This window comes from Xenorhabdus entomophaga, from assembly GCF_037996725.1.
Lineage (GTDB): Bacteria > Pseudomonadota > Gammaproteobacteria > Enterobacterales > Enterobacteriaceae > Xenorhabdus > Xenorhabdus khoisanae.
The window spans coordinates 18,137-35,746 of the sequence record NZ_JBBMXH010000022.1; the positions used below are offsets into that span (position 1 = coordinate 18,137).

The 17,610-nt window shown below is 44.5% G+C and carries 18 protein-coding genes; 12 read left to right on the forward strand and 6 right to left on the reverse strand.

All coding sequences use genetic code 11. The features are described from left to right. Window positions 1-299: 299 nt before the first annotated feature. The 4 genes from syd (at window position 300) to AAC854_RS06745 (ending at window position 3,060) form a co-directional block, all read left to right on the forward strand. Window positions 300-866 carry a SecY-interacting protein gene (gene syd / locus AAC854_RS06730; RefSeq protein ID WP_340616426.1) on the forward strand — a complete coding sequence of 189 codons (567 nt, stop codon included), beginning with the start codon at window positions 300-302 and terminating at the stop codon, window positions 864-866. Between the two features lie 631 nt (window positions 867-1,497). After that, window positions 1,498-1,824 carry a YqcC family protein gene (locus AAC854_RS06735; RefSeq protein ID WP_340616427.1) on the forward strand — a complete coding sequence of 109 codons (327 nt, stop codon included), beginning with the start codon at window positions 1,498-1,500 and terminating at the stop codon, window positions 1,822-1,824. Between the two features lies 1 nt (window position 1,825). Next, on the forward strand, window positions 1,826-2,578 hold the full coding sequence (gene truC / locus AAC854_RS06740; protein ID WP_340616428.1) for a tRNA pseudouridine(65) synthase TruC: 753 nt from the start codon (window positions 1,826-1,828) through the stop codon (window positions 2,576-2,578). Between the two features lie 35 nt (window positions 2,579-2,613). Continuing rightward, window positions 2,614-3,060 (forward strand): flavodoxin, encoded by a 447-nt coding sequence (locus AAC854_RS06745; RefSeq protein ID WP_047963266.1) that lies wholly within the window; start codon window positions 2,614-2,616, stop codon window positions 3,058-3,060. A gap of 115 nt (window positions 3,061-3,175) precedes the next feature. Here AAC854_RS06745 and AAC854_RS06750 read toward each other — a convergent pair whose 3' ends face one another. The 6 genes from AAC854_RS06750 to map form a co-directional block, all read right to left on the reverse strand. Next, a complete protein-coding gene (locus AAC854_RS06750) occupies window positions 3,176-3,562 on the reverse strand; it encodes a DUF3461 family protein (protein WP_340616429.1) in 387 nt (128 codons plus the stop codon). A 389-nt stretch (window positions 3,563-3,951) separates the two neighbouring features. After that, entirely contained in the window at window positions 3,952-4,284 is a 333-nt protein-coding gene (mazF, locus tag AAC854_RS06755) for an endoribonuclease MazF (RefSeq protein WP_340616430.1), read from the reverse strand. Further along, the gene (locus AAC854_RS06760; RefSeq protein WP_340616431.1) at window positions 4,284-4,529 is read right to left on the reverse strand and encodes an AbrB/MazE/SpoVT family DNA-binding domain-containing protein; all 246 of its coding nucleotides are present in this window, start codon (window positions 4,527-4,529) and stop codon (window positions 4,284-4,286) included. Before AAC854_RS06760 ends, mazF begins: the two co-directional genes overlap by 1 nt. A 247-nt stretch (window positions 4,530-4,776) precedes the next feature. Beyond that, window positions 4,777-5,601, reverse strand: a complete 825-nt coding sequence (gene dapD / locus AAC854_RS06765; RefSeq protein ID WP_273546868.1) for a 2,3,4,5-tetrahydropyridine-2,6-dicarboxylate N-succinyltransferase — start codon at window positions 5,599-5,601, stop codon at window positions 4,777-4,779. A 37-nt stretch (window positions 5,602-5,638) separates the two neighbouring features. Next, window positions 5,639-8,293 (reverse strand): bifunctional uridylyltransferase/uridylyl-removing protein GlnD, encoded by a 2,655-nt coding sequence (glnD, locus tag AAC854_RS06770; RefSeq protein WP_340616432.1) that lies wholly within the window; start codon window positions 8,291-8,293, stop codon window positions 5,639-5,641. A 167-nt stretch (window positions 8,294-8,460) separates the two neighbouring features. Then, complete coding sequence (gene map, locus AAC854_RS06775; protein WP_273546870.1) at window positions 8,461-9,258, reverse strand: type I methionyl aminopeptidase; 798 nt, start codon at window positions 9,256-9,258, stop codon at window positions 8,461-8,463. 382 nt (window positions 9,259-9,640) lie between these two features. Here map and rpsB point away from each other — a divergent pair, with 382 nt between their 5' ends. The 8 genes from rpsB to rseP all read left to right on the forward strand — a co-directional run bounded on the left by rpsB (window position 9,641) and on the right by rseP (window position 17,593). Further along, the gene (rpsB, locus tag AAC854_RS06780) at window positions 9,641-10,366 is read left to right on the forward strand and encodes a 30S ribosomal protein S2 (protein WP_047963260.1); all 726 of its coding nucleotides are present in this window, start codon (window positions 9,641-9,643) and stop codon (window positions 10,364-10,366) included. A 148-nt stretch (window positions 10,367-10,514) separates the two neighbouring features. Then, window positions 10,515-11,372 carry a translation elongation factor Ts gene (gene tsf, locus AAC854_RS06785; protein WP_340616433.1) on the forward strand — a complete coding sequence of 286 codons (858 nt, stop codon included), beginning with the start codon at window positions 10,515-10,517 and terminating at the stop codon, window positions 11,370-11,372. A 147-nt stretch (window positions 11,373-11,519) separates the two neighbouring features. Then, window positions 11,520-12,248 (forward strand): UMP kinase, encoded by a 729-nt coding sequence (pyrH, locus tag AAC854_RS06790; RefSeq protein WP_047963258.1) that lies wholly within the window; start codon window positions 11,520-11,522, stop codon window positions 12,246-12,248. 167 nt (window positions 12,249-12,415) lie between these two features. Further along, window positions 12,416-12,973 (forward strand): ribosome recycling factor, encoded by a 558-nt coding sequence (gene frr / locus AAC854_RS06795; protein WP_047963257.1) that lies wholly within the window; start codon window positions 12,416-12,418, stop codon window positions 12,971-12,973. Between the two features lie 171 nt (window positions 12,974-13,144). Continuing rightward, window positions 13,145-14,341: a 1-deoxy-D-xylulose-5-phosphate reductoisomerase gene (gene ispC / locus AAC854_RS06800; protein ID WP_273546871.1), complete on the forward strand. Its 1,197-nt coding sequence runs from the start codon at window positions 13,145-13,147 to the stop codon at window positions 14,339-14,341. 267 nt (window positions 14,342-14,608) lie between these two features. Continuing rightward, the gene (gene ispU / locus AAC854_RS06805; RefSeq protein ID WP_273546892.1) at window positions 14,609-15,358 is read left to right on the forward strand and encodes a (2E,6E)-farnesyl-diphosphate-specific ditrans,polycis-undecaprenyl-diphosphate synthase; all 750 of its coding nucleotides are present in this window, start codon (window positions 14,609-14,611) and stop codon (window positions 15,356-15,358) included. Between the two features lie 9 nt (window positions 15,359-15,367). Further along, window positions 15,368-16,231 (forward strand): phosphatidate cytidylyltransferase, encoded by an 864-nt coding sequence (cdsA, locus tag AAC854_RS06810; RefSeq protein WP_047963254.1) that lies wholly within the window; start codon window positions 15,368-15,370, stop codon window positions 16,229-16,231. Window positions 16,232-16,237: 6 nt separating this feature from the next. After that, entirely contained in the window at window positions 16,238-17,593 is a 1,356-nt protein-coding gene (gene rseP / locus AAC854_RS06815; RefSeq protein ID WP_340616443.1) for a sigma E protease regulator RseP, read from the forward strand. Window positions 17,594-17,610 lie beyond the last annotated feature (17 nt).

Consider the following 17,610-nt stretch of genomic DNA (forward strand, 5'->3'; position numbering starts at 1 on the left):
ATCCGTTTATGGCGGATTATTTACCATGCCATGTGTTCACTGTATGTATGATATTTACTTGGTTGGGTATAGGGTAATATATAGTCACCATTAAATACGGGTTTTATAGGCTAGATACGAGAGTAATCTAATTTTTGGCATTTATTGTCATAGATGACAGGTATTCAGATAAAGGAAGTCATGCCAACACTTTTTCATAAAAATGGTAACATCACTCTTTGGTTGTTATTTTGCTAAAAAACGTATAGGAATAAGCAGGATAACATTATAAACCTGAAAATGATGGATGACATAATCATATGACCTTTAATGTGACAGAAGCTAATGTGACAGAAGCACTCTCTGACTTCACCCGACGCTATGTTGAATTGTGGCAAGAGAAAACAGGTTTTCCGCCAGCCAGCAGCGATCTGTATGGCATACCTTCACCTTGTATTGAACGTACCGGAGATGGTGTAGTGCATTGGCTTCCCCAGCCGTTTTCTGTCCGGGAAAAACTCCAGAAGGTAGAAACAGCGCTGGATATCTGTTTGCAAAGTGCTATCCATGATTACTATGTGACGCAGCTTGCGGGTGATATGACGGCCAGTTTTGAAGGGCAAAATTTCAGTTTGATTCAGGTATGGAGTGAAGATGATTTTATTCGGCTACAGGAAAATCTGATTGGTCATCTTGTCACACAGAAGCGATTAAAGCTCTCACCAACCGTATTTATTGGCACTACTGATTCCGATATGGGGCTGATTTCTGTATGTAATCTGACTGGTCAGGTGATTCTGGAACAGTTTGGCAGTAACGAGAGGACAATGTTATCGGCAAATCTGGCAAGTTTCCTCTCGGTTATCAATCCTGTTGTGTGCAGTTAGTTGAAGATATTGGTGTGATCTTTTGTAAGAGATATCTCACATGGTGCGTGAGATATTTCTTTTAATCATAATGTGAATATTAGTGTGTGAAATTATTTCTATTTTATATCAATATCATACAGAATGTGACCGCAGTATCCTTTTTACCATATCACTGACTGTTCCTGTTCAGTCGCTTGTTCCAACCTCCCAAATCATAGATTCTTTTACTGTTCCGTAAGGAATCACAGCAAAACAATAACCAGGGAATAAATCCATCGGGAAGATGGTTCAGGGAAGGAAAGGTAAGGGCAGGAGCGCCAAATGCCATTATCGCCAGATACTATCAGTATAATAATTGAGCAGTACAACGATTGAGTAAAGGATGACAGACAAGGATGTATTTTTGTCAGGGAATGAGCAGGAAGCGATTTATTTAGCAGGATTGCTATGACAGATAAATTAAGAGGAGAGATTTTATCTCTCCTCTTTTTTTATCATCCTTAAACCACCTCTTTAAGAGGTAGTAATTGTTTCATTTTATCTTATCGCAAGTTTTCCGCTGAAATCGTATCAATGATACTCTTACGTTCCAATGACGTGGTGACAGCTTTTGTCATCTGAGCCACAGCTAAGCATCAGACGAAAAATCATGAGTATCGAGAAACAAATTCTAAATAAATTACAGTCAATTGAAGTCACCATGAAAGCGGTAGGCTTATGGCAAGATTATCCTCCTAAACCAGAATCTTTTGAAAGCACCGAGCCTTTTTCCATTGATACGATGTCAGCGAAAGAGTGGCTACAATGGGTATTAATTCCAAGAATGCGCGCTTTAATAGAACAAAAAGCCAACTTGCCGACGGCATTTTCTGTCGCTCCGTATTTTGAGGAAGTTTATAAAGAAGAAACAGAACGTTATTTACCTTTGCTTGAACACTTACGGGCATTGGACAGCCTGTTTACGCAGGACACTTGATATGCTGGATATTATTTATCAGGATGAACATATTGTTGCGGTTAATAAGCCCGCGGGTTGGTTAGTCCATCGCAGTTGGTTGGCGCGCCATGAAACTGTTTTTGTGATGCAGACGCTGCGTGATCAAATAGGGCAGCATGTTTTTCCTGTCCACCGTTTGGACAGGCCGACATCTGGCGTCTTATTAATGGCGCTTTCAAGTGAAGTAGCCAGAACACTTGCACAACAATTTGAATTCCACGAGATACAAAAAACGTATCATGCTGTTGTGCGAGGTTATGTTGAAGGTGATGATATTATCGACTACGCCTTAATGGAACAGTTGGATAAAATTGCGGATAAATTTGCTAATACAGACCGGGAAGCGCAGTCAGCAATTACACATTACCGTTCATTGGCAAAAGTTGAGTGTCCGGTTGAAATAGGACGTTACCCGACATCACGTTTCAGCCTGTTGGAGCTGATGCCCAAAACAGGTCGTAAGCATCAATTGCGGCGTCATATGGCACATATCCGGCATCCCATCATCGGGGATAGCACGCACGGCGATTTGCGGCAAAATCGAGGAGTTGCTAAACATTATCAGATTGGCAGATTAATGCTGCATGCCAGCCACCTTCGGCTCAAGCATCCCGTGACAGGAGAAGAGCTTCTTTTAACCGCCCGCTGGGATCAGTCGTGGCAGCATTCGCTTGAACAATTTGGCTGGCAGGGTATTGTGCCTGATTTGGCATGTTTAACTACTCATGAATGAACGTAGTATCAAACCGATTAAAGAGATCAATATTTATGGCAAAGATTGGTATTTTCGTTGGTACAGTTTATGGCAATGCATTGGCAGTTGCGGAAGAAGCACAGCAGATCCTCAGACAGCAAGGGCATGAGGTTGAGATCTTTGAAGATGCAACCTTAGAGCAATGGCGAGAGTATCTGCAACAAATTGTTTTAGTTGTCACTTCGACGACGGGGCAAGGCGATCTGCCTGATAATATCCAGCCGCTTTATGTAGAGTTGAATGATAAGTTGGGCTATCAGCCCGATTTGCGTTATGGCGTAATTGCGCTGGGTGACAGTAGTTACGACACTTTCTGCGGAGGTGGTCGTACCTTTGATAAATTGTTACAGGAGCAGGGAGCCAAACGAATCGGGGATATACTGCTGATTGATGCTATTGAGGTAGTTGAACCTGAAGTCTTCGCCCTGAACTGGATTGAGGAGTGGGGAACTTTGCTGTAGGAAAGTACTTTGTCACACCGCTTATACCTTTACCCTGTTTAAAATATCAGGAACTTGAAATACCAAGAGCTTGAAACACAGGAGGATAAGCGGTGTTGTGACATTGCTGACGTGATTACTTACGGGTCAGCTTTTCCAAATCTGCTTCGATTTCTGCAATCTTATTGGCAACAACATGCTCAAGATGACGTAAGTCGTCGAGGATTTTGTGTTTCAAATCCACTTCAATCTGGTCATGTCTGCAAATTTGGTCCAGCTCTTCGATCACATAACGCAGGTTGGTGTTGATCTCTTTGACTTCTTTGTAACCTTGGCCGGAATTCTCGTCAGAGATGGTTTTCAACTGGCGTGGGTACTTAAATTTAACGCTCTTGGCGAAGAACTCGCCTTTGTCCTTGCGGAAATAAATCTTCAGAATGTCGTTGTTAGCTTCCTGACGGAGGCTATAGCGATCAATATCTTCAGGATGCGTGATCCCCAAACTTTTCAAATTATCGTACATAGCGCGTCACCTAGTCACCTAAATGAAATGGAAAAGGCAAAAAAATAGTGGATTTATTATCCATTTCGTCATTGTTAAAAGTCAATCGGTTAATGGCGATTGAGGGTCGCTACATAAAAATTGAGAAAAAATGGCGGCGGGACGGATAGCTTTGAGTATCGCGGAACTGCGTAAGCTTCTGTCAAAACTGATGAGAAAGGCAGGAGAGACCGTAGAACAAATTTTATATTGGTCAGATTGGCGGCGACGACATCAGTATCGGTACAACAATGCCATTATCGCCGCCGAGAGGAATATCTGATCATGGAACAGTTACGACTGTAGTACTAGGCTAAGATTTTTTTTAGTACTGATGAGTAGAATCCGGGATTTTAGTTGAGTAGACCCCATTACCCAATAAGTGCTTTGGCTTTCGCCCTAATATCTTCCAGCTCTAAAGTATTCACAGTACCTTTTTTTGTCACTTTTCTGGCTCGCCAGTCAACGCAAGTGACTTGATCAGCTAAGGCGACACTATCGCGGTTTCCCGATAATTCGACTTCAAAAGGGTAGTCTTTTACCTTTGTAGTGCAAGGAACACAGAGAAGTAACCCTACTTTATTGTTATAGGCAAATGGACTCAACACAACGGCGGGGCGATGACCACCTTGTTCATGTCCAGATACTGGATCAAAGTCAATCCAAATAATGTCGCCAGAATCGGGTACAAAACGAGACACCATCAGATTAATTCCTTACCTACAGGTGAGCCAAAATCCGCTTTTTCATGAACGTTTTCTGATGTAATGCCAGCTAATAGCGCATCGAGAGAATACGATTTCGCTTTGACTGGAATAATGATAATGCGGCCATCTTCGACAGCAATATCAACTGTATCATCCACATTGAGTGAAGCCGCTTGCATGATAGCGACCGGAAGACGTACAGAAGGGCTGTTCCCCCATTTTTTTACGACGACTTTTGCCATGTTTATATTCTCAAGGTATCAACAATGAAGATACTTTATCAGGTGTTATTTTTCGTGTCAACTTTGTTGATACTGTGGTGTGCTGAATAGGTGCCATGATGCACTATTGATAGTGTATTAAAATGAATCAATTTGAAAGCCTGCTCAAAAGGTAAAAAAGCTGCCTGAGATTGAATATTTTCCGACTTTTTTCAGACAGTAGCAGCAAACCACCCGTTATAAGGAGGCTTGCTGCTATTTTTAATATTTAATCAATATTTCTCAGCAATTCATTAATACCCACTTTGCCACGCGTTTTGGCATCAACCTTTTTCACGATAACGGCGCAGTACAGGCTGTAACTGCCGTCTTTCGAAGGCAAATTACCGGAGACTACAACAGAACCTGCTGGTACGCGGCCATAATGAATTTCGCCGGTTTCGCGATCATAGATCTTAGTGCTCTGGCCGATGTAGACACCCATTGAGATCACAGAGCCTTCTTCCACGATAACGCCTTCTACGATTTCAGAGCGGGCACCGATAAAGCAGTTATCTTCAATGATGGTCGGATTGGCTTGTAATGGTTCCAGCACACCACCAATACCAACACCGCCAGATAAATGAACATTTTTACCGATTTGGGCACAAGAACCGACAGTTGCCCAAGTGTCTACCATCGTGCCTTCATCCACATAAGCACCAAGGTTGACGTAAGATGGCATTAACACAGTATTACGGGCGATATACGCACCCTGACGGACAGCCGCAGGAGGTACGACGCGGAATCCTTCTTTTTCGAAACGAGACTGATCATAATCAGCAAATTTCATGGGTACTTTGTCGAAATAGCGGCTTTCAGCACCTTCCATGACTTGATTGTCATTAATGCGGAAGGAAAGCAACACGGCTTTTTTCAGCCATTGGTGAGTTACCCACTGCCCATCGATCTTTTCAGCGACGCGCAGTTTGCCGTTATCGAGCATCTGGATGACTTGATTAATAGCATCACGAGTCGTTCCATCAACGGTGACGGGTGTGATGTTTACGCGATTTTCAAACGCACTTTCGATAGTAGCTTGTAATTGCTGCATAATTATGCGGTTCCTAATTTCTGTTAAGAGAATTTTGCTATAGTTTATCCCGTGTGTTGAGGGCTTCTGTCAACCTTTCTGATAATTCATCCCTGATTTTTTTATGTAAGGCATTTTGATCTTTATCTGCCAGTACAAAAAAATCTTCAACGCGTTCGCCAATAGTGGTAATGCGCGCACCATGTAAGGAAACTCCCAATTCAGCGAAAATATTGCCTACCCGTGCCAATAATCCGGGCTGATCTAACGCAATTAATTCCATATAGGAGCGACGAATATTTTTTGTTGGCAAAAAGCTCACTTTGGTTGGCACATTGAAATGACGTAATTTAGAAGGCAGATTACGCGCCTTTGGTACTTTAGGATGAGGATCATTCACGACTTTCAGTAAGGCTCGACGGATAGGTTCGTGGCGATCAAGAGCCAATGGATGACCGCTAGGTTCCAAAACGACAAATGTATCCATCGCCATCCCATCACGATTAGTGAAGATTTGGGCATCATGAACACTTAAATTGCGTCGGTCCAATTCCCCGACAACAGCAGCGAAAAGAGAAGGCCTGTCTTGACACCAAATAAAAATTTCAGTGCCGCCATGAGAAAAAGCGGTGCTGATCAAAACCATTGGTTCTGCAGAGAAAGGGTGGATGAGATGGCTGGCATGCCAGGCTAATTGATCGGGACTATGACGTAAAAAATAATCGGCATGGCAGCGGCCCCAAATATAATGTAATCGTTCTTCGTCAATATTTTCTTGCCGCAGCAGAGCTAATGCCTGTAATCGGTTGTTACGGACACGTTCCCGTAAATCAGGGATATTCTGAATGCCTTGGCGCAATTGGGCTTCAGTGGCGAAATAGAGTTCACGTATCAGGCTTTGCTTCCAACTATTCCAAAGTTTGGCATTAGTCGCGCAGATATCAGCAACGGTCAGGCAGACCAAATGATTTAAGCGATTTTGATTTTTGACCACACTGGCAAATTGCTGGATAACCTCAGGATCTTGAATATCCCGCCGTTGAGCAGTGACTGACATCAGCAAATGATCGCGAACCAGCCATTCTACTAATTCTGCTTCGCGGTTTGTCAGGCCATGCTGTTGTGCGAATAAATAAGCATCTTTGGCTCCAAGTTCAGAATGGTCGCCATTGCGCCCTTTGGCAATATCGTGGAAAAAAGCCGCTAGCCGCAATAGTTCTGGCTGAAGAAGGCGTGGGTAAAGCTCGACACATAGGGGGTGGATCACACGGTTATTTTCATCAGCAAAGCTTTCCAGTTTTTGCAGTACCCGAATGGTATGTTCGTCAACCGTATACGCATGAAAAAGGTCAAATTGCATCTGGCCGACAATGTTGCTCCAATGCGGCATGTAAGCGCCTAATACGCTATGGTGGTGCATCGGGAGCAGAGCACTTCCGACTGCACGGGGATGGCGTAGAATATCCATGAAAATCTTTCGTGCTTCGGGTAAATCACATAAGGGAGTTGTCAGGTTTCTACGGGCATAGCGAAGCTGGCGCAGTGTTGTGGAATAGATGCCTTTGATTTCACGATGTTCAGCCATGTGATAAAACATTTTCAAAATTGATGTGGGATCACGGCTAAACAGTGTTTCATCGATTAAATCGATAAGGTTTCCTCGTAACTGAAACTCAGCATTCAAGGGACGCGGTTTTTCATTGGGTTGCAATGTCAGAATGGCCTCATCAAACAGTTGCAGCAGCATGTTATTCAGTTCACTGACACGACGGGTCATGCGATAGAAATCTTTCATCATCCGTTCGACAGGCTGATTGCGTTCACCTTCATAGCCAAGCAATTGGGCGACGCTGACCTGACGTTCAAACAAGAGTCGATTATCATAGCGGGTAACGACCAAATGAAGCGCAAAACGGATACGCCAGAGAAAATTTTGGCATTCGTTCAATTCGTTGCGCTCTTCCTGAGTCAGAAAGCCAAAACCAACCATTTCATCTAGCGATTTTGCGCCAAAATGGCGGTGTGCAACCCAAAGTAACGTGTGAATATCGCGTAATCCACCCGGACTACTTTTGATATCGGGTTCCAGATTGTAACTGGTGCTGTGATAACGCTGATGACGTTCTTGTTGCTCAGAGAGCTTAGCCGAGAAAAATCGGGCTGATGGCCAGAAATCATCACTGAAAATATATTTCTGCAAGCGTAGAAATAGAGGTAAGTCTCCATTAATTAAACGGGCTTCAATGAGGTTTGTGGCAATAGTCAGATCGGAAAGCCCTTGTTGTTTACACTCTTCGAGCGTTCTGACACTGTGACCCACTGCCAGACGGATATCCCAGAGTAGAGTAATAAATTTCCCGATACGAGCGGATTGTTCTTCACTCAATGGAGATTCACTGAGAATCAGTAGATCAATATCGGAAAGAGGGTGCAACTCGCGGCGACCGTAACCACCTACTGCAATCAGAGAAAGGGAGGCTATCTGGTCAAACCCCTGTTCCTGCCATAATTGTTTTAAAAGTTGATCAATATAGTCACTGCGAGCATAAATCAGTGCGTTCGGCGAAATGCCCGCCTTAAATGCCTGTTCAAGCCATAGCTGAAATTCATCAATATGTTGTTTCAGGGCAGAAAGTTGAAGATCGCTGTGGGAAAACTCCACTGGAGACAGGGGCGGAATGGGCGCTTGTGCTAAGGAAATATCGGCTGGCATATGCGGAAACCTATGGTGAGGAAGCTCATGAGGAAACAAACCATAATGACCAGATTACTGAGAAACGCGTGAGATGAACAGGGATTATTGCCAGAGAATGAAGTCCCTGCCGAGTGAGCAGGAGCTTCATTAATTAGGGTGATAATTGTCTTATATCAAATAGGCGTTTATGCGTTCACCAGTACCGCGGAGATATGGGACTCTTCTTCTTTACGCCATGTCATGATTTCACAGCCGTTGTCGGTAACGACAATCGTATGCTCATACTGTGCAGACCAGCCACGATCTTTAGTCTTCACTGTCCAGCCATCTTTCATGGTGCGGATACGGAAATCACCTGCATTTACCATCGGTTCAATGGTGAATGCCATGCCTTTTTGCAGGACGACGCCACCATCATCGGCATCATAATGCAGAACGTGAGGCTCTTCGTGGAAGACCCTACCGATACCGTGGCCGCAGTATTCGCGGACAACAGAGTAATCATGACTTTCCACAAACTGCTGAATTGCTTTACCGATGCTACGCAGGCGAATACCCGGCTTAACCATTTTCAGGGCAAGATACAGGCTTTCCTGTGTCACGCGGCACAGACGTTCACCTTGAATGGTGGGTTTACCAACGATGAACATTTTGGAAGTATCACCGTGGAACTCTTCTTTGATCACAGTCACATCAATATTGACGATATCGCCTTCTTTCAGCACCTTGTCATCACTCGGAATGCCATGACAAATCACGTCATTGACGGAGATGCACACGGATTTAGGGAAACCGTGATAGCCCAGACAAGCTGAGATAGCTTGTTGCTTCTCGGTGATGTGTTCGTGACAAATACGATCAAGTTCACCTGTGGTAACACCTGCCTTGATATAAGGCTCAATCATTTCCAGAACTTCGGCTGCCAGACGTCCGGCAACACGCATCTTCTGAATGTCTTCTTCTGTTTTGATAGAGATAGCCATGAAATGGGTCCATTTAAGTCGGAAAATCGCCGACCACTTGATATTAACTAAGGAAAAATATTGTCAGTAATGGTATCAGCCCACCGAATGTCTGCCAATAACTGTTGGCTGACAGACTACCAGAAAGCGATAACAAATGTTGGAGTATGGTGGCGATTTGTGGTATAAAGCGCGCCGGTATTCTGTGTAATTGTTTCTGGCGTGATGCAATTCGCAGGGATACTAAATAAACTCATTATGTGTAAATAACACACACAGATCGGCACATACACCGGGGTGCTCTAATGTGGTTAATTCATTGATATGAATGACCCGCAGTCAAAGAGTCGGTGTCATGGGATCTGTGGAGGCATAACCCCAATTCACTTTATAGAGGTCTAAAATGGCAACTGTTTCCATGCGCGATATGCTGCAAGCGGGCGTTCACTTCGGTCACCAGACTCGTTACTGGAACCCAAAAATGAAACCTTTCATCTTTGGTGCTCGTAACAAAGTTCATATCATCAACCTGGAAAAAACTGTTCCAATGTTCAACGGTGCACTGGCAGAGTTGAACAAAATCGCTTCCCGTAAAGGTAAAATTCTGTTTGTTGGCACCAAACGTGCTGCTAGCGAAGCAATCAAAGAATCAGCACTGAGCTGTGACCAATACTTCGTTAACCACCGTTGGTTAGGTGGTATGCTGACTAACTGGAAAACTGTTCGTCAGTCAATCAAGCGTTTGAAAGATCTGGAAGTTCAGTCTCAGGACGGTACTTTTGACAAGCTGACCAAGAAAGAAGCGCTGATGCGTACTCGTGAGCTTGGCAAACTGGAAAACAGCCTGGGCGGTATCAAAGACATGGGCGGCCTGCCTGATGCTCTGTTCGTTATCGATGCTGAACATGAACACATCGCTATCAAAGAAGCAAACAACCTGGGTATTCCAGTATTCGCTATCGTTGATACCAACTCTGATCCAGATGGCGTTGATTTCATCATTCCTGGTAACGACGACGCAATCCGTGCAGTAAAACTGTACCTGACCGCTGTGGCTACCGCTGTTCGTGAAGGTCGTTCTCAAGATCTGGCTGTTCAGGCTGAAGAAGGTCTTGTAGACGCTGAATAATAAGGCATGCTCAATTCTTGAGCCCTTATTGACCAGGTATTGAAATATATTGGTTAGGGGGCCTGTTATGGCCCCCTTTACATATCTGATATAGAACTATCCCCGCGGAATATTATCTTCCCGCGAGACACATCGAGGAATAAAACAAATGGCTGACATTACCGCTGCTCTGGTAAAAGAACTGCGTGAGCGTACTGGCGCAGGAATGATGGAATGTAAAAAAGCACTGGTTGAAGCGAATGGTGATATCGAGCTGGCTATCGATAACATGCGTAAATCAGGTCAGGCAAAAGCGGCTAAGAAAGCAGGCCGTGTTGCTGCTGAAGGTGTTATCCTGGTTGAAGTTGCTGCTGATGCTAAATTCGCAGGTATCGTTGAACTGAACTGTGAAACTGACTTCGTTGCTAAAGACGCAGGCTTCCTGGCATTTGGTAAAGAAGTTATTGCTTCCGTTATGGCTGACAAAAACGCTGACATCGAAGCTCTGAAAGCGAAGTTCGAAGAACAGCGTGCTAATCTGGTAGCGAAAATCGGTGAAAACATCAACATCCGTCGTGTTGAAATTCTGGAAGGCGAATCTGTAGGTTCTTACCTGCACGGTGCTCGCATTGGTGTTCTGGTTGCTGCTGAAGGCGCAAGCGAAGAACTGATCAAGCATGTTGCAATGCACGTTGCTGCAAGCAAACCAGAATATGTGAACCCAACTGACGTTCCTGCTGACGTTGTTGAGCGTGAGCATCAGATCCAGATGGAAATCGCAATGCAGTCTGGTAAGCCTCGCGAAATCGCAGAGAAAATGGTTTCTGGCCGTATGAACAAATTCACCGGCGAAATCTCTCTGACTGGTCAGAACTTCGTGATGGACCCAAGCAAATCTGTTGGCGATCTGCTGAAAGAAAACAATGCTAAAGTGATCAACTTCATCCGCTTCGAAGTTGGTGAAGGTATTGAGAAAGTTGAAGCTGATTTCGCAGCAGAAGTTGCTGCAATGAGCAAACAGTCTTAATTTTCTTAAACGGAGCCGCCGATTGGCGGTTCTGTTTTATCTCGACATGAGTTTTTTACATCTGGGCTGAATAGAGCATGGATGTGTAGTAATTGAATAAACCGTAATAAATCCTCAATAATCCTTATCTGCTTAGGACTGAACACCATGGCAACCAATGCAAAACCCGTATATCAGAGAATCCTGCTTAAGCTCAGTGGAGAAGCCCTGCAAGGCGAAGAAGGTTTTGGTATCGACGCTAGAGTCTTAGACCGCATGGCTCAGGAAATCAAAGAACTGGTTGAGCTGGGTATTCAAGTCGGCGTCGTTATTGGAGGAGGTAACCTGTTTCGTGGTGCCGGCTTGGCACAGGCAGGTATGAACCGTGTAGTAGGCGATCACATGGGCATGTTGGCGACCGTGATGAACGGTTTGGCGATGCGTGATGCGTTGCACCGCGCCTATGTGAACGCTCGTTTGATGTCTGCCATTCCATTGAATGGTGTGTGTGACAACTATAGCTGGGCTGAGGCGATCAGCTTACTGCGTCACGGTCGTGTTGTTATTTTCGCTGCGGGAACGGGCAACCCGTTCTTTACAACTGATTCCGCCGCATGTCTGCGTGGCATTGAAATTGAAGCGGATGTTGTGTTAAAAGCAACCAAAGTTGATGGCGTTTATTCCGCTGATCCTGAGAAAAATCCTGAAGCAGAACTCTACCACGAGCTGGCATATCAGGAAGTATTGGAGCGTGAATTGAAAGTGATGGATCTGGCGGCCTTTACGTTGGCTCGTGACCATAACCTGCCAATTCGTGTCTTTAATATGAACAGACCAGGCGCACTCCGTCGTGTTGTGATGGGGGAAAATGAAGGTACGCTGATTTCTAACAACTGATTTTTATCATTCATGCTCAGAGACACCGATGAAGTTTGACGGTATGATCAGCGACCTGATGCGCCAAATTTAATGACACAGGGCCACTTATTCATTAGCGTATTTGATTCGATATTTGCTCATTACGCATTTGGCCTAAAAAATAACATCTCCCAAGGGTTTGTAACGTGATTAATGAAATCAAAAAAGACGCACAAGACCGCATGGAAAAAAGCGTCGAAGCACTGAAAAACCAAATCAGCAAGGTTCGTACTGGCCGTGCGTCTCCTAGCCTGTTGGATGGCATCAGTGTTGAATATTATGGCTCTGCGACTCCACTGCGTCAGATTGCAAACGTCGTTGCAGAAGATGTACGTACTTTAGCAATCACCGTATTTGACCGTTCTATGACGGCGGCTGTTGAAAAAGCGATTATGGCTTCTGACCTGGGTCTGAATCCATCTTCTGCCGGAACCATTATCCGTGTTCCACTGCCACCACTGACAGAAGAACGTCGTAAGGATCTCATTAAGGTTGTTCGTGGCGAAGCGGAGCAGGGTCGTGTATCTATCCGTAATATTCGTCGTGATGCTAATGATAAGGTCAAGGCATTGCTGAAAGATAAAGAAATCAGTGAAGATGAAGAGCGTCGTTCACAAGATGATATTCAGAAACTGACTGATAGCTTCATTAAGAAGATTGATGAAGCCCTGGCAAATAAAGAAACCGAATTGATGGATTTCTAATTGCCATTCCATGAATACAACTCATGAAAACAACGCCGCAACTTTTGCGGCGTTGTTCTTATTCTTGATATTACACCTCGTATCACATTTCTTTCTCAAGCGATGGACATAGCGATCTGTACCGCTCAAACTATTGCAATTTTATATCAGTAGCATATTCAGAGTTTAAAAATGAAACGGTTAACTATTCTTGGCTCAACGGGTTCGATTGGGAAAAGTACGCTTTCTGTTGTCAGAAATAACCCAACAAAATTCAAGGTAGTCGCCCTTGTTGCCGGGAAAAATATTGAAGTTATGGCACAGCAGTGTCTGGAATTTAACCCACAATATGCAGCGATGGAAGATGAGCAATCCGCAAAGGCCCTGCGCCGGTTATTGCAGGAGCAGGGAAGTCAAACCGAAGTGTTGTTCGGTAAAGATGCTATTTGTGATTTAGCTGCACTGGAAGAAGTCGATCAAGTCATGTCTGCCATTGTTGGGGTGGCTGGGTTATTACCGACATTGGCGGCTATCCGTAAGGGAAAACAGGTTCTGTTAGCGAATAAAGAATCCCTGATTACCAGTGGGCGTCTGTTTATGGATGCCGTTGTTCAGCATAAAGCGCAACTGTTGCCTATCGATAGTGAACATAATGCTATCTTTCAGAGTTTGCCGGAAGCGGTTCAACATAACCTCGGTAATGTAAATTTGAAGGATTACGGCATTTCCAGCATTATTCTGACGGGTTCCGGCGGGCCGTTCCGTAAAACGCCGTTAGAAACATTACCTCATGTTACGCCGGATGAAGCGTGTGCTCACCCTATTTGGTCAATGGGACGTAAAATTTCTGTTGATTCTGCTACCATGATGAACAAAGGGCTGGAATATATCGAGGCGCGTTACCTGTTCAATGCGTCTGCCGATGAAATGGAAATATTGTTGCATCCCCAGTCAGTCATCCATTCCATGGTTCGCTACCAAGATGGCAGCATCATTGCACAACTGGGAACGCAGGACATGTGTACTCCAATAGCTTATGCAATGGCTTATCCTGATCGTATCTCATCTGGCGCAAAACCATTGGATTTTACCGAGCTGAGTATGCTGACCTTCGAAGCCCTCGATTATCAACGCTACCCTTGCCTAAAATTGGCCATTGAAGCTTGTCATCAAGGACAGGCGGCAACCACAGCCCTGAATGCAGCTAATGAAGAAACCGTTGATGTTTTTTTGAAAGATGGAATTCATTTCACAGATATCGCGACAATTAATCGTTTGGTCGTGGAAAAACTAAATTTATCTGAACCTCAAAGTATTGAAGAGGTCTTAGACATCGACAATACAGCACGGATCTTGGCGAGAGAAACCATCAGAATTTTTGCCAAATAGCGAATTTTGTTAATAAGTATGTGTTTGTTTGCGTTTTGGCAAATGATATAGTTCGCGGGTAAATTATAGTTGTTATAATAGCCAATTCAGTGAATTGGTATCCGCGTTTCAATCGTGTATACCAAGGACAAAGGCTTTCATTCAGGCCGTGCCAGAAATAGCCGTGGTAGCCGTGATAATCATTGACACGTAACACGGCTTTTTCATGTTTGGAATTATTGAATTCATCGAAAAGCCAGCCTAGTTATTTAAGGATTATTTTGAGTGATATCTCCCAGTGATAGTGACTCATTGCCAACGGTTCCCAGACATGTCGCCATTATTATGGATGGCAATGGTCGTTGGGCAAAAAAGCGTGGCAAATTAAGAGTGTTTGGTCATCGCGCAGGAATTAAAGCTGTGCGGAGTGCCGTGAGTTTTTCAGTTAAACATAGCATTGAATCATTGACTCTGTATGCTTTCAGCAGTGAGAACTGGAATCGTCCACAGCAGGAAGTCAGTTCGTTGATGGAGCTGTTTGTTTTTGCCCTTGATAATGAAGTAAAGAGTCTGCATAAGCACAATGTGAAATTGTCTGTTATTGGTGATATTAGTCGCTTTAGTTCGCGGTTGCAGGAGCGTATCGGCCGTTCAGTTGAATTAACGGCGGACAATACCGGATTGCAGCTTAATATTGCCGCTAACTATGGCGGACGTTGGGATTTGGTTCAGGGTATTAAGCAACTAGCTGAAAAAATTAAGTCAAATGAGTTAACGCCTGAGGAAATCAGCGAGGCCACAGTAGGTAACTTCATCAACTTAAGTCAGCAGCCTGAAGTTGATCTGGTCATTCGAACCGGAGGCGAACATCGTATCAGTAATTTCCTGTTATGGCAGATAGCTTATGCAGAATTGTATTTTACCGATATACTTTGGCCTGATTTTGATGAAACTTCTTTTGAAGGTGCAATTAATGCCTTTGCCAAACGAGAACGCCGATTTGGCGGAACACCAGACGATGCCGAAGTGGGATCATAGGAGGAGAACTTGCTGAAGTACCGTCTTTTAACTACGTTGATATTGATTCCACTTGTTGTAGCAGCACTGTTTTTCCTTCCCCCATCAGGATTTGGATTGGTTGTCATTGCTGTTTCAGCGCTTGCCGCATGGGAATGGGGGCAATTTGCTGGTCTCTTCACTCAAGCTAAACGTATAACGCTGGCTGTATTGTGTGCCGTAGGATTATTGGCGTTACAATACTCTTTGTCAGATTTTTCTCATCTTACTGAAAAACCACAAGTTGTATATCTGTTGTGGGCTGGCATGCTTTGGTGGGTCGCCGCAATTTTATTGGTGATCACTTACCCTGCTTCTGCCTCCATCTGGAAATCATCGGTTGTTTTACGCCTGCTGTTTGGGGTTCTGACTATCGTGCCATTTTATTGTGGAATGATGGTACTGCGCACCCAGGGTTATGAAAACAATACCTATGATGGAGCGTGGTGGCTGCTGTATGTCATGTTGCTGGTATGGGCTGCCGATTCAGGCGCTTATATTTTCGGCCGCACTATGGGTAAGCACAAAATGGCACCCAGAGTATCACCGGGTAAGACCCTTGAAGGGCTTGTTGGTGGCTTATTAACTGCTGCACTGATTTCATGGCTGTTCGGTAAATTTGCTCCCGTACCTGCAATGCCAGAACATTTTCTATTGATTTCTACGGTAGTCGTCATTGCCTCGGTCTTTGGTGATCTGACCGAAAGCATGTTCAAGCGGGAATCAGGGATCAAAGACAGTAGTCAATTGATTCCGGGACATGGCGGAGTCATGGATAGGGTAGATAGCTTAACAGCAGCCATCCCTGTATTTGCGGGTTTGGTCATGTTAATTTCTTCTGGATTTACTCTCTGAGGGTACATAATGGATATTCTCTGGAATCTGGCTGCATTTATTGTTGCGTTGGGTGTTCTCATCACAGTGCATGAGTTTGGTCATTTTTGGGTTGCCAGACGATGTGGTATTTACGTTGAACGCTTTTCCATCGGGTTTGGTAAAGTGCTTTGGCGTCGTACAGATAAACAGGGGACAGAATACGTTATTGCCCTCATCCCGCTTGGCGGATATGTCAAGATGCTCGACGAACGGGTGGGGGATGTTTCGCCCGAACGTCGTCATATGGCATTCAACAATAAAACCATCAGTCAGCGCGCGGCGGTGATCAGCGCCGGGCCAATTGCAAACTTCATTCTGGCGGTTATCGCTTATTGGTTGGTTTTTGTGATTGGCGTGCCATCTGTACGCCCTGTGGTGTTGGATGTTAAGACGGATTCTATTGCCGCACAGGCAAATATTTTGCCCGGAATGGAACTAAAAGCTGTTGATGGTATCGAAACCTCTGATTGGAATTCGGTACGTCTTGCTATGGTAAGTAAAGTGGGTGAGACATCTGTATCCATGGATGTTACTCCAGTGGATGCCACTGACAGTATTCAAAAGACACTGGATTTGCGAGGATGGGCATTCGACCCATCTAAGCAGGACGTTTTGCTGTCTTTGGGCATTATGCCTGTTGTTCCGCGAATCAGTTCGCAAGTGGAGAAGGTTTATCCTGCTTCACCTGCTGAAAAAGCCGGTTTACAGCCGGGAGACAGAATCGTTAAAGTCAATGGCAAGGATGTAGATGTCTGGCACACTTTTTCATCATTTGTCAGGAAGAATCCAAATATTCCTCTAAAATTGGACGTTGCGAGGGCAGGAGGCATGGTTTCCCTGTCTCTGACTCCTGAGGTCAAAAAATTATCTGATGGCCGTGAGGAAGGATTTGCGGGTACTGAACTTAAGGTCATCCCATTGGCAGATGAATACAAAGTGATTCAACAGTACGGGCCTTTTTCTGCCATATATGAGGCAGGGGACAAAACTTGGCAATTAATGAAGCTGACCGTCAATATGCTGGGCAAATTAATTGTGGGTGATGTGAAACTTAATAACTTAAGTGGCCCGATTTCCATTGCCAAAGGAGCCGGAGTATCGGCTGATTCTGGCTTGGTGTATTATTTGATGTTTTTGGCGCTGATTAGCGTCAACCTTGGGATCATTAACCTGTTCCCATTACCTGTACTAGATGGTGGACACTTGCTTTTCCTTGCAATCGAAAAGATCAAGGGAGGGCCGGTCTCCGAGCGTGTACAAGACTTCAGTTATCGCATTGGTGCTGTATTGCTGGTGTTATTAATGGGGCTTGCACTTTTCAATGATTTCTCCCGCTTTTAAGGCGGGAGACCGGTTAG

What these genes read in the sequence shown, in the direction of transcription:
- syd (WP_340616426.1), top strand. Translation starts at nt 300, where the DNA reads ATGACCTTTAATGTGACAGAAGCTAATGTGACAGAAGCACTCTCTGAC.
- AAC854_RS06735 (WP_340616427.1), top strand. Translation starts at nt 1,498, where the DNA reads ATGAGTATCGAGAAACAAATTCTAAATAAATTACAGTCAATTGAAGTC.
- truC (WP_340616428.1), top strand. Translation starts at nt 1,826, where the DNA reads ATGCTGGATATTATTTATCAGGATGAACATATTGTTGCGGTTAATAAG.
- AAC854_RS06745 (WP_047963266.1), top strand. Translation starts at nt 2,614, where the DNA reads ATGGCAAAGATTGGTATTTTCGTTGGTACAGTTTATGGCAATGCATTG.
- AAC854_RS06750 (WP_340616429.1), bottom strand. Translation starts at nt 3,562, where the DNA reads ATGTACGATAATTTGAAAAGTTTGGGGATCACGCATCCTGAAGATATT.
- mazF (WP_340616430.1), bottom strand. Translation starts at nt 4,284, where the DNA reads ATGGTGTCTCGTTTTGTACCCGATTCTGGCGACATTATTTGGATTGAC.
- AAC854_RS06760 (WP_340616431.1), bottom strand. Translation starts at nt 4,529, where the DNA reads ATGGCAAAAGTCGTCGTAAAAAAATGGGGGAACAGCCCTTCTGTACGT.
- dapD (WP_273546868.1), bottom strand. Translation starts at nt 5,601, where the DNA reads ATGCAGCAATTACAAGCTACTATCGAAAGTGCGTTTGAAAATCGCGTA.
- glnD (WP_340616432.1), bottom strand. Translation starts at nt 8,293, where the DNA reads ATGCCAGCCGATATTTCCTTAGCACAAGCGCCCATTCCGCCCCTGTCT.
- map (WP_273546870.1), bottom strand. Translation starts at nt 9,258, where the DNA reads ATGGCTATCTCTATCAAAACAGAAGAAGACATTCAGAAGATGCGTGTT.
- rpsB (WP_047963260.1), top strand. Translation starts at nt 9,641, where the DNA reads ATGGCAACTGTTTCCATGCGCGATATGCTGCAAGCGGGCGTTCACTTC.
- tsf (WP_340616433.1), top strand. Translation starts at nt 10,515, where the DNA reads ATGGCTGACATTACCGCTGCTCTGGTAAAAGAACTGCGTGAGCGTACT.
- pyrH (WP_047963258.1), top strand. Translation starts at nt 11,520, where the DNA reads ATGGCAACCAATGCAAAACCCGTATATCAGAGAATCCTGCTTAAGCTC.
- ispC (WP_273546871.1), top strand. Translation starts at nt 13,145, where the DNA reads ATGAAACGGTTAACTATTCTTGGCTCAACGGGTTCGATTGGGAAAAGT.